This window comes from Marinimicrobium hydrolyticum (assembly GCF_030848505.1).
In the GTDB taxonomy this organism is placed as follows: Bacteria; Pseudomonadota; Gammaproteobacteria; order Pseudomonadales; family Cellvibrionaceae; genus JAVDDU01.
On sequence record NZ_JAVDDU010000017.1, the window covers coordinates 1 to 10,743 of the forward strand.

A 10,743-nucleotide genomic window follows, 5' to 3' on the forward strand; every position below is an offset into this window, starting at 1 on the left:
ACCACCGCAGTCAACCACCAGAACATGAGCGGCGCCAAAATGGCGGGCCATGGGCTCTGGCAGTTTACTGGCGTCTAGGGAGTTCATAGGCGTGTTCCTTGGTTTTCTTTGGCACAACGAAACGATAGGCACCAGTCTCAACAGTGCAAACGACAGCTAACCAGTGGGTACCCTGTAAATAGCTCCCTGCAAATAATCCTGGGAACCCCATTGGACAGAGAGTGCCCCTGAGAATTCCCGTGCACACGCCGGTTTACGCCGGGTTTGGCGCAACGATTTTTCTTAACACGGGAAAGTACGCCAGCCCATGCTGACGATCGCGACGATGGGCAATGCTCGTACTGAACTGGAGAGTGATTGAGGAAACCGATCTACTACAACTAATCAAGGTGGCTAGCACACAAAAAAACGAGAAAGCGTTAGCCGCAGGCTGCTCGACTCCGATCTTCCTGAACCAACTGCATCCTTCGCTCCTGAATTTTTCTGCTCAGGTCAGTCAGCGCCAGTTGGCGAACTTTGGGAAACAACTGTCGCTCCTCTTCCTCCGCATGTCGGGTGAAGTGTCGCCGCATCGTTCGCACCTTAGCGGTAAACAACGGATCTCCGGCGGACTGGCCTTCCAGCGTCTCCATAATGGCGCGCAAAGAAAAATGCTCGACGATGGACTCATCCAGCTGCGGTAAGTATGAAGGCACTCTACTAATCATAGGGTAAAACACTTCCTCCTTGAGCGTTAAATAGATGGACAGCTGATCGCAGATATTTTGCACCAACGCGGTCAAGTCCTGAGGTGGGCGCTGTCGCTCCAATCCGCCAAAAAGCCGTTGTATTTTTCGGTGATCAGCTGTCAGTTGGCTCACCGTATCCATAGGCAGCACGCGCCCTCCCTTGGAACTGTGACTCGGTGAGATACGGTTTTTAAGTAGGTAGTCCATTCGCCCCCCCGATCTACTCATGAAATATCGCCCTTACCTTAGCAAGCAATGGGCCAGCTCTGATGTTGCTGAAATTAGCTTAAAAGCCGCTGTATTTCGCACCCGCTGGCTTATTACCGGTGTAACTTTTACTACCCCCTGGAAAAACTTACAGCTAAGCCGCAAAAAGCGGGCGAAACTCCCGCGTCAGGCGGGGAGGTGCGGGTAGTGGTTATCGCATGGTAGACGCAAGGGCACAATGCTTGCATCGAGCTTGTGCAGTACGTTGTCGCAACCCGCGATAACTCCACCCCATCAGGAGGGCACCATGGCGGTCAACCTATTGGATGCCAGAGGCACACCACTGGAGCAACAAAAGTTTACGTTTCGCGAACTGGTTCAAAAACCGATCAGCAAGCTGGATGACGACGCATTTACCCGCGTGCGCATCATTCTGGCCAATGGCCTGGAACAACAGGCTAATCGTTTTCAGCACATGTGCAGCCAAATTAACGGCGAGCTGCGCCAGCCGTTAGCGGCTATTCGTCGAGTCGAGCATCACCAGCAAACCATGATTAACTGGTTGCTATCTTCTGATCACTCACCCATCGAAACCACCATTGGATATGAGCAGGTTGCAATTGAAGCAACAGCCGCCATTGCTCAGCAAGAGCCCGACCCCTACCTCGCTCAGGTGTATCGTTTCGGTCTTCTTGAAGACTTCGATCACATGTACCGCTATGCAGCGCTTTTGGATCGGGTCGAAGGGAAGGACGCCAACAACATTCTGCAGAGCTACACCGACGTTCTGCCCGGCCGGGCAACTTTTGACGAGCATCGGCATCCTCACGACGATCTTAGGGACCACTACGATCGCAAGACCGCAGCTCCAATCAGCAAAATGAACGCTTTGACAATTATGTCCGGCGAATACCAGACCCGAGACTACTACATGAATATCGGCCCCACTTTTTCAGACCCGGTGGCTCGGCAACTGTACGCTGAAATTGCGTCTATTGAGGAACAGCACGTCACGCAATATGGCTCAATCATCGATCCGGATGAAACGCTTTTGGAGAAGTGGCTGTTGTATGAAGCCAACGAGGCTTATAACTACTACAGCTTTGTCGAAAGCGAAACCAACCCGCGTATCAAAGCCATATGGGAGCGATTTTTGGATTACGAGCTGGGGCATCTGGAGATGGTGAAGAACTTGTTCATGAAGTATGAACGGCGCGATCCGGCGGAAATTCTTCCCAAAACCATGCCCGACCCGATTCCCTTTGAAAGCCAGCGCGCCTTTGTGCGCCAAACGCTCAAAGATGAGATTAACTTGCGAACTCGTGGGACCGAATTTGTCGATAAAGAACAGGAGGGTCTTCACAGTCGTGAATACCGCTCGCACATTAATTCCGAAGGTTCTCCTTCCAACTCCGTTGCAGAGGGGTACATTTGGACACCAGGCACAGAGCTGACCCGTCAGGCAGCTCAAGCATAGGAGAACAGGCAATGGCAGACGCCAACAAAATGGGCATGAATCGAACCGGTATGGATATGTCTCCCAAACAATCGGAGGCCATGCTCAAGGGCTCCGAGATGGCGGATGCCGGTCCTGCCGGGCGCCGCGGAATGGATCAAATCCGTCAGGCCTATTTTTCGGAGGGAGATACCGTCGGCAGCGTGCCGTTACCGGGCAGCTTTTCCGGGGCCCTTAGCTCCGTGAAAGAAAAGCTTCAAGGGAACAATCCTGAGGTGCTCATTAACAAACTCGGTCAGCGCCTGGCTTTTGAGCGCGCCGGAGTTCGCTTATATGAAGCGTTGATTTACAAATGCCAGACGTCTCCGGACGACACCACCAGCGAAATCATTTCGGTTGACAGCCTCAAACAATTTCGGAATGACGAAGCCGAACACTTTTTGTTGGTGCATCAAATCATGGAAAGCCTCGGAGCCGACCCCACGGCCATGACGCCAGATGCGGACGTAACCGCTCTGTCTTCCCTGGGAGTCAGTAAAGTGCTGACCGAGCCAAGAACATCAGTTCTTCAATGCCTGGAAGCCATTCAGACCGTGGAGTTGACTGATAATGCTGCCTGGACCTTGTTACAAGAGTTGTGTCTCAACATGGGTCTTGATGACATGGCCAAGCAGCTCACGCCCGCAATAGAGCAAGAGGAAATACACGCTCACACCATCACCCAGTGGATTCGGCAAATCGCGATGAAGAAAGGCGCCGGAAAAGCCCTGGATAGCACCGACGCATCGACTACTCACTAGGAAATCAGGAGGCAACTATGTTGGGATTTAATTCACGTCGTAAAAGCGCTCTTAACCCAGACGAGCTCATGGGTCGGGCCAAAAGGCTTAGTAAAGGCAAGAGTGCCAAACCGCGCAGAGGGATCACCAGTACGGCGGTGATTGGTGGCATATTGGGTGTGGCGGCGGCTGGCCTTGCGTACCGCTTTGCCATACGCAAAGACGCTCGCTTACCTTTCGCATCCCGAAGCCGAGCCGTTCATCTCGAAGGATCAATAAACATCGAGAAGCCGGTGGAGGAGATCTATAACTTCTGGCGCAGCTTCGTTGACTTGCCCAAGGTCATGTCATTTCTGGAGCGCATCGAGGATAAAGGCGGGGACGTCACTCACTGGGTGGCTCGTGGCCCCTTGGCAACCACCTTGGAATGGGACTCCGAAGTGATAGAGGATGTGCCCAATGGCCGAATTGCCTGGCAATCCCTCGAGGGCTCCGAAATAAAAACCTGGGGGGACGTCAAGTTTTTAGGCAGGTCTCACACCCGCGGTACTGACGTCATCGTCAACCTGTACTTTGAACCACCTGGAAGCCTGGCGGGGGCAACCGTTGGCCGGTTCTTGAAAGGACTTGAGAATGCCATGCTTATGCAGAACTTACGCAATCTCAAAGCCTATCTGGAGGCGGGTGAAATACCGCCAGGACAATGGCGCACCAAGGCGATGAGTGGCTCGAGACCGTCTGCGTGAGAGCCGATAGCCAGCGGCCAGTGAGGGCGGGAAAAACGTTACCGCCCTTCCCGGTCGTTAAGGCACCACTGGTGGCAAACGTACATGGCGCTCACAATCCGCTACGGAGCATGGGCTTCAACGCTGTCATACGCTTCAAGGGAGCTGCCTCCTGGGACGGAAGCGGCTCCTTTTTATATAGGACTGGCTCCTATCGATATTCGACCAACTTAGGTTGGGGCGCAAAGTTGTCCGCGCCCTTTACCGAAACGGGAGAGCTGTAATGAACATCAAAGACATCATGAACCCCAATGTCGATATGGTTTCGGCGTCCACCACGTTACAGGACGCAGCCGCAAGGATGGCACATGATGAGATGGGCTTTCTTCTGGTTGGAGACACGGACCAAGTAAAGGGAATAGTCACCGACCGGGACATTGTTCTGCGAGCGCTCGGCAAAGGCCGTGATCTGTCCACCACCACGATCAACGACATATTGACCGGAAAACTCTTGTATTGCCTGGAGAGTCAGAATGTCGAAGATGTCGCGAACTACATGAGCGAGCAACAGGTGCGGCGCATGCCCGTTCTCAATGAGCATAAACGCCTCGTGGGAGTGATCACTATTGGTGATACGGCGCAGTATCTTAATCCAGCCATGGTGAGCCAGGTTTTGAGTGGCGTTACGTCTGAGATTAAAGCTGCCTGAGCGTCGCCTCTTCAAGCGTACGACCACTCAGAAAGGCCTTTTGGCAATTCAAGCGAGGAACGCATGAATAGAGACAAACTGAAAAACGCTGTGGTGGTCATCACCGGTGCCACCAGCGGCATAGGTCGCGCGACGGCCCTCGCCTTTGCGCGTCGGGGCTCTTTGCTGGTGTTGGCGGCAAGAGACCCAGAGGGGTTGAAAAGCGTTGCCTCGGAGTGCACCGCATTAGGCGCTGAAACACACACCAACGTCACCGATGTCACTAACCCGGCTGCAGTCAGCTTTCTCGCTGAACACGCCGCTGGTTTGGGAAACGGCCGCATTGACGTTTGGATAAACAACGCCGGAGTCGGGGCAGTGGGTGGCTTTTTGGATACGCCCATGGACGCTCACGAACAAGTCATCCGAACCAACTTGCTCGGTTACCTGTACGGCGCGCACGCCGTGCTTCCCTACTTTACCGAGCGTCAGGAAGGCGTACTGATCAACAACATTTCTTTCGGGGCCTGGTTTCCGGCGCCTTACGCGGCCGCTTACAGTGCCAGTAAGTTCGGCCTGGAAGGGTTCTCCCAAGCGTTGCGGGCGGAGATGTCCCGTTGGCCCAAGGTACGAATTTGTGATGTCTACCCATCCATTGTTAACACACCGGGTATTTCCGAGCACGGCGGTAACTACCTGGGCCGAGATCTAGGCAAACCTAGCATGGCCATGGAGCCGGAAAAGGTGGCCGAGGTAATGGTGAGTCTGGCTCGCAATCCGCGCGATCATACGACCGTAGGCCTAATTGGCCGGGCGGCCCGTATTGCGCACGCCGTTAGTCCACGCGCCAGCACCAACACGGCCGCACGCTTTGCGGAGCTGTTTCTGGGCACCCGCCCCGCGCAGGACATCACCAGCGGCGCGTTGTACCAACCCAGCAACGGCCACCGAGCCCATGGCGCCGATTCAGCGCCGCGACAAAAAATGAAAGTCGCCGCTACAGCACTGACGCTAGGCGGTGCAGCATACTTACTCGGACGCTGGGCCATTCCGCCCAAGCACCCAAAACACTCGGCCGGCTTTCGGTTTCATCGTTAGCTGCCAAGCAAACAGCAGAACGACGAAGTACTGCCTTTAACTATTTTCGTTGTACAAGGCTCGTGGTATGAGTCCTGAGGTTAGAATACGGAAGACTTGGGCGCGCCCCGGTTGACCATACGGTTAATGCATCGAGGAGCGCCAGAACGTTTTCGTTTCACTCCTGCCACGGCTTAGGACACCATGAACAGGAGGCTACCTATGAGTACCGCGACACAATCCGATGTGATGATTAAGTCTCTTAACAACGTTATTCAAATGGACTTCGATGCCATTGCCGCGTACCGCGCGGCCATTGAGCGTGTCGAAACCATCGAATACAAGGCGAAGCTGCTGGAATTCCTGGTGGATCACGAGCGTCACGTGGCCGAATTAAGTGAGGTAGTTCGGGCAGAAGGAGGCACACCGCCCGACCGGGGCGATTTCAGGCAATTTTTAACCAAAGGGCAAGTGGTGATCGCCAATCTTGGAGGGGACATCACCATTCTCAAAGCCATGAGGATGAACGAGGATCAAACCAATAAAAAATATGAACACGCTTCCATTGAAGACTTCCCGGAGCACATTCATACGCTACTTCTGAACGGGCTTGCGGACGAAAGGCGACATAGAGCGTGGATTAGAGCCACCTTGGAGCAACTCCACTAACAGCGCACCAAAACACCTGGAGGTAAGGACGCCTCCCCATTTTCATCCCACCATAGCCGCGCTAATCCCACCTCTCTCTACACCATATCCCGTGGAATCGTGTATTCCCAGTTACGCGAGTAAATCCGCCGATCCTCTTCATAGCCATCCAGTTGCGCGTGGATGTGGAAATCGTGTCGATCAGATGTCAAAACGGTACGCGTCACTACCGTTACATCCCAATCGTTGCGGGTAAAACTTCCCACGGTGTAAGTTTCGCCCCTTGCCGAAGTCATATCTTCGGGCGTGAATGAGTACCACTCCTGTGTACTGCGCACGACATCAGTGCCAGTCTCTTCAATGCGGAATTTACCCTGATCGTTGATCACTTCAAGGGTAGACGTCTCCGCTGCCAGGTCTTTGATTAAACGCCAGTTATGATGCTCTGCCTCCAACCACCGAGTTTCCAACCCCGGCCCCTGTTCGGCCACTTCGAAGTGAATGTTGCGGTCCTCCACTTTTGGCTTTCTGATCGGCAAGCATAACTTACAGCGGGCGGTGTTCACGCTCAGCATGGTGTCTTCTGGTGGCGTCCAGGCCAGCGGCCAGTAGGATGAGGATATGGAAACACGCATACGGTTTCCTGCCGGAAAACTGTGGCCAATGCCATTTAGGTAAACCCGGACTCGATAAGGTCGATTCGGCTCCATCGGCTCGGGTTTTTCATCGCTGTGTCGATGGCAGAGATTCAGAAGCCCGTAGGTTACTCGGGTGACTTTGCCATCCGGTGCCATGTCACACAGACGCACGGCCACCATGCCGGTTTCCCGGTTGGCCGAGATCTCCAAATCAACCCAACCGACGCCGAGAATTTCCAGCCCTTCAGACAGTGGCGCACTGTCGAACGTTAAAGCACCGCCATCCTCTTCGCGCTGATCACCGGGAAGATCGGGCGTGGCCGCATAGGAGCACCATTTGCCCGCGGCCATGCCCAGGCTGAGTGGGGATTGCACCGTCAACCAGTGCTCCGGCCCCGGATCAGCTCCGGGCGCGCCAATGAACCCGGGGTGGTTCAAGGGAAAATAGGTTTCGGAGATACTTTTTGCCGGCCATTCGCGCTCCGAAACCCAGCGGCCAGGTCGGGTTTCGTAAGCCGAGTTAGGTAGGATGCTGTCCTGCATCCACGCCCGCAACATGGGTTCGTCCATGATTCCCGTATCAACGCCCTTGAGCCAATAGTCCCACCAGCGCAAAGCTTCCTGCAAAAAACCTATGGCTGGGCCGGGGATGCCGTTGTGTGGATACTTGTGCCCCCAAGGGCCGATGAGGCCCAACCTGGGCACCTCCAAATGGTGCAGGAGGCGAAATATGGCATTGGTAAAACCATCAGCCCAACCTCCCACCGCCATCACGGGACAGCGAATGGCCGAGTAATCCTCACAAATAGAATGGCGCTTCCAATAGTCGCTGCGGCGTTGATGCCTGAGCCATTTTTCCAACCAGAGTCCGCTGCCTTGCAAACGTTCCAGCCACATGTCCCGCCAGCGCTCACCGACAATGGCGGGATCCGGCGGCAGGGCGTTGAAGGCGAACATAACTGTGGCTTCAGAGAGGTTGTCCCCGAGCAGGCAGCCACCCATATAGTGAATGTTATCCGCATACAAATCGTCACTGGCACAAGCACTGATGATGGCCTTGAGCGCCGGCGGCTGCCGGGCGGCCACTTTCATGCTGTTGAAGCCGCCCCAGGAAATGCCCATCATGCCCACCTTGCCATCGCACCAGGCTTGAGCCGCAATCCATGCAATGGCGTCCACTCCGTCTTCCAATTCCTGGGCGGTATACTCGTCCGTTAAAACGCCATCAGAGTCACCACTGCCACGCATATCCACCCGCACGCACACGTAACCATGTCCGGCCAGATAATTATGATTGTGAGAATCGCGGGCTCGGGTAATGTCCCGCTTGCGATAGGGAATGTACTCCATGATGGCTGGCAGGGGGTGAGTTTCGGCCCGTTCCGGCAGCCAAATACGGGCCGCCAGCCTGGCACCGTCACGCATAGGGACGAAGATATTCTCGAGTATTCTTACGTTGTAAGGGAATGACATCACCGTCTTCATCAATTCCTCCCTCGACTTGTCGCCAGTGCTTGCATTCACACACCTCGGGATGGAGCGATTGAACTCGGGTATCCAGGTTTACCAAACGCAAGGCGCGCTTGCTCTGGTCCCAACAAAATTCCGCGCTAAACCCGCCATTGTTGTAGCCAATGTGGCTGAAAATTCGTTCCGCCACGTCGATCATGACTCGCTGCAGACAGTCAGGGCTTGCGGTGGGGAATTCCAGCCGGGGCACGCCACCTTCCCCCGAATGACAATCCCAAAAAGCGTGAGCATTTACTCGGCCCCTTATCACCGACCCCGATAAGGTTAAGCCGATCCCTGTAGCATGTGATTCAACTAAGCACACCGCGTTGGATTTTTCCTGAACCTCCGCTGGCAAATCACCCCAGGGGAATTCTTCATGGCCACTTTCGTTGTGCGGCAGGGCATAGCGAATTTCCTGAAGGGCGCGTTCAAATTCCTTGCCGCTAAAGACTAAGAAGTTTTCTTGGAAGGACGAGGGTGTGGCGGGTTTAATCCAAAAAGGGTAGTTCAGCTCTATGTCGCCAAGGGGATCATCGGACCATGGATCAAAGGTGCCAAAACATGGCACCACTTCAGGCACAACTTCTGCCTGCAGAATACGACTCCACCACTTGTGCTCGCACTTCAGAACGCTGCGTAACGAGGCGCCCTGAACGTGCAACTGTTCGCGCAGAATCGCCGCGAGCACCTTAGCTCTGGCGTCGCCACAGGCCACTATGGCGCTTGGTTTAGTGCCTGAGCTGTCTATGCGGGCGCGAGTTTTCGCCACCAGCACATCGAGTTCGATCTCCTCTGCGAGCCGGAGCGGTGGCACCTGAACCACGTCATGCGAGTGAAAACCCTGAGCATTGCTGACAGCAGCAAAACGTCGCCAACCGACGTCGTCGCTGGCGAGAATAACAATACGCTGGTCGCGCCCGATATTGCCGCGCCGCTGCAGGTGAGGTTTACGAGAGTGGGGAGCAAACTTTGGGGCGGCAAGGGCCGACGGAGATTCCAGTGTTGCAGACACCTCTTCGGCTTCGGCCACACTATTGGCCGTTATGCTGCCACCCAAATGGGCAACGCATGCCTCAAATATCGTTCTCAGTCTTTGCAACACTTAGCGCCACTTCCTGTGTAAAATGTTGGTCGGTCAGCCATCTTGCAGGCGAGAGTATTTTTAAGCAAGGGACTTAAATAACATAATCCCTGCAACTTCGCCGCCTTAAAAAAGACGCCGGAGCTCAGGGATTCGAGCACAGCCTATCTATTAACTCTGTCTAGGGGCCCTGGCCACCAAAAATGTTAGCCACCAAGGTTAGTACCAACAGTATCAGGAAAATGAAAAAGAGAATTCTCGCGATGCCCGCTGCCGCACCAGCGATCCCCCCAAAGCCCAAGACGCCAGCAATAATGGCGACAACTAAAAATACCACAGCCCAGTAAAGCATAGAAACCTCTCCTTAGAGTCCTTGGCAAACCCGGCTTCGGCTTACCCGCATTCAAATGCTCTCACATCGTAAGCAGCCGGAGATTTCGCCGCAGCGGTGACGCTGCGGCGAAATGCCCGGCTTCTCCTACTTTCGTCCTTGACTCTGTTGACTTCCTTTTCCACCAGCTTTTCGAGCTTCATCCGAGTTGAACTCGTGCGCATGGCCAGATTCGAGGGCCTCCCTGCCCCGTTTCGCACCTTACTCCTTGGCTTCTTCGGAACTGAAACCGAGAGTGCGTCCTGGTGAGCGGGCCGTTTAACTCGCGATGCTAGTAACTTCCTGCTCGTCCTTGGGAGGAAATCTTGATAACTAGCCACTAGGACCTCCGATACAGTAGACCGTAGGTGTCCTATCCCTCCCTGGACAGCAATGCTCACATTGCTCATTCCCTATGACGGGCACGTCTGTATGGTTGCAAGTGGCGGGCCAATTTTCCAATTTTCAATATACATCTTAATTATCAATAACTTAGAAAGTTTCTCTTTTGCGCCCAGCACCTCAAAAATGTCCGCTGCACGCAATACTTACAATCCCTTGCGAAAATTTTACTGATTGCTCTCCGTGTCGCTTGGGGTGTTGTCAGTCAACACCCGCTCTTCGTATTCACGCAGGCGGTTGTAAAGGGTTTTCACACTCACGCCCAAAATCCCGGCCGCTTTTTCCTTTCGCCCGCCGCACTGATCCAAGGTCGCCATAATCAGGTTCTTTTCCACTTCCGCCACCGAGGTGCCTATGTTGATGGTCAAACTCGATCCGCGTTGACGCACCGTAGAGTTGGGGTTTTGGATGTGCGGGGGCAGGTCCTGAACA

At 54.4% G+C, this 10,743-nt stretch carries 11 protein-coding genes; 6 read left to right on the forward strand and 5 right to left on the reverse strand.

What is annotated here, in order from left to right:
* Positions 1 to 419: 419 nt before the first annotated feature.
* On the reverse strand, positions 420 to 869 hold the full coding sequence (locus tag RBH33_RS17480) for a hemerythrin domain-containing protein (protein WP_306733524.1): 450 nt from the start codon (positions 867 to 869) through the stop codon (positions 420 to 422).
* 373 nt (positions 870 to 1,242) lie between these two features.
* On the opposite strand from RBH33_RS17480, the gene RBH33_RS17485 reads away from it, so the two are divergent.
* From RBH33_RS17485 to RBH33_RS17510, 6 genes are all read left to right on the forward strand, one after another.
* Positions 1,243 to 2,412 (forward strand): hypothetical protein, encoded by a 1,170-nt coding sequence (locus RBH33_RS17485; protein WP_306733514.1) that lies wholly within the window; start codon positions 1,243 to 1,245, stop codon positions 2,410 to 2,412.
* Between the two features lie 11 nt (positions 2,413 to 2,423).
* The gene (locus RBH33_RS17490; RefSeq protein ID WP_306733515.1) at positions 2,424 to 3,191 is read left to right on the forward strand and encodes a ferritin-like domain-containing protein; all 768 of its coding nucleotides are present in this window, start codon (positions 2,424 to 2,426) and stop codon (positions 3,189 to 3,191) included.
* A gap of 17 nt (positions 3,192 to 3,208) precedes the next feature.
* Entirely contained in the window at positions 3,209 to 3,916 is a 708-nt protein-coding gene (locus RBH33_RS17495) for an SRPBCC family protein (RefSeq protein ID WP_306733516.1), read from the forward strand.
* A gap of 262 nt (positions 3,917 to 4,178) precedes the next feature.
* Positions 4,179 to 4,604 (forward strand): CBS domain-containing protein, encoded by a 426-nt coding sequence (locus RBH33_RS17500; RefSeq protein WP_306733517.1) that lies wholly within the window; start codon positions 4,179 to 4,181, stop codon positions 4,602 to 4,604.
* Positions 4,605 to 4,667: 63 nt separating this feature from the next.
* Entirely contained in the window at positions 4,668 to 5,681 is a 1,014-nt protein-coding gene (locus RBH33_RS17505) for an SDR family oxidoreductase (RefSeq protein WP_306733518.1), read from the forward strand.
* A gap of 201 nt (positions 5,682 to 5,882) precedes the next feature.
* Complete coding sequence (locus RBH33_RS17510) at positions 5,883 to 6,329, forward strand: DUF2383 domain-containing protein (protein ID WP_306733519.1); 447 nt, start codon at positions 5,883 to 5,885, stop codon at positions 6,327 to 6,329.
* Between the two features lie 77 nt (positions 6,330 to 6,406).
* On the opposite strand, the gene RBH33_RS17515 is transcribed toward RBH33_RS17510, so the two are convergent.
* The 4 genes from RBH33_RS17515 to RBH33_RS17530 all read right to left on the reverse strand — a co-directional run.
* Entirely contained in the window at positions 6,407 to 8,431 is a 2,025-nt protein-coding gene (locus RBH33_RS17515) for a CocE/NonD family hydrolase (protein ID WP_306733520.1), read from the reverse strand.
* The gene (locus RBH33_RS17520; protein WP_306733521.1) at positions 8,364 to 9,560 is read right to left on the reverse strand and encodes an ATP-grasp domain-containing protein; all 1,197 of its coding nucleotides are present in this window, start codon (positions 9,558 to 9,560) and stop codon (positions 8,364 to 8,366) included. Before RBH33_RS17520 ends, RBH33_RS17515 begins: the two co-directional genes overlap by 68 nt.
* Positions 9,561 to 9,720: 160 nt before the next feature.
* Positions 9,721 to 9,891: a DUF1328 family protein gene (locus tag RBH33_RS17525; protein ID WP_306733522.1), complete on the reverse strand. Its 171-nt coding sequence runs from the start codon at positions 9,889 to 9,891 to the stop codon at positions 9,721 to 9,723.
* Between the two features lie 587 nt (positions 9,892 to 10,478).
* Positions 10,479 to 10,743, reverse strand: a 265-nt coding sequence (locus RBH33_RS17530; RefSeq protein ID WP_306733523.1) for a helix-turn-helix domain-containing protein, incomplete at its 5' end; no start/stop codon positions are given.

Excerpts from the sequence above, each read along its gene's own strand:
- RBH33_RS17480 (WP_306733524.1), bottom strand. The coding sequence starts at position 869 with ATGGATACGGTGAGCCAACTGACAGCTGATCACCGAAAAATACAACGG.
- RBH33_RS17485 (WP_306733514.1), top strand. The coding sequence starts at position 1,243 with ATGGCGGTCAACCTATTGGATGCCAGAGGCACACCACTGGAGCAACAA.
- RBH33_RS17490 (WP_306733515.1), top strand. The coding sequence starts at position 2,424 with ATGGCAGACGCCAACAAAATGGGCATGAATCGAACCGGTATGGATATG.
- RBH33_RS17495 (WP_306733516.1), top strand. The coding sequence starts at position 3,209 with ATGTTGGGATTTAATTCACGTCGTAAAAGCGCTCTTAACCCAGACGAG.
- RBH33_RS17500 (WP_306733517.1), top strand. The coding sequence starts at position 4,179 with ATGAACATCAAAGACATCATGAACCCCAATGTCGATATGGTTTCGGCG.
- RBH33_RS17505 (WP_306733518.1), top strand. The coding sequence starts at position 4,668 with ATGAATAGAGACAAACTGAAAAACGCTGTGGTGGTCATCACCGGTGCC.
- RBH33_RS17510 (WP_306733519.1), top strand. The coding sequence starts at position 5,883 with ATGAGTACCGCGACACAATCCGATGTGATGATTAAGTCTCTTAACAAC.
- RBH33_RS17515 (WP_306733520.1), bottom strand. The coding sequence starts at position 8,431 with ATGAAGACGGTGATGTCATTCCCTTACAACGTAAGAATACTCGAGAAT.
- RBH33_RS17525 (WP_306733522.1), bottom strand. The coding sequence starts at position 9,891 with ATGCTTTACTGGGCTGTGGTATTTTTAGTTGTCGCCATTATTGCTGGC.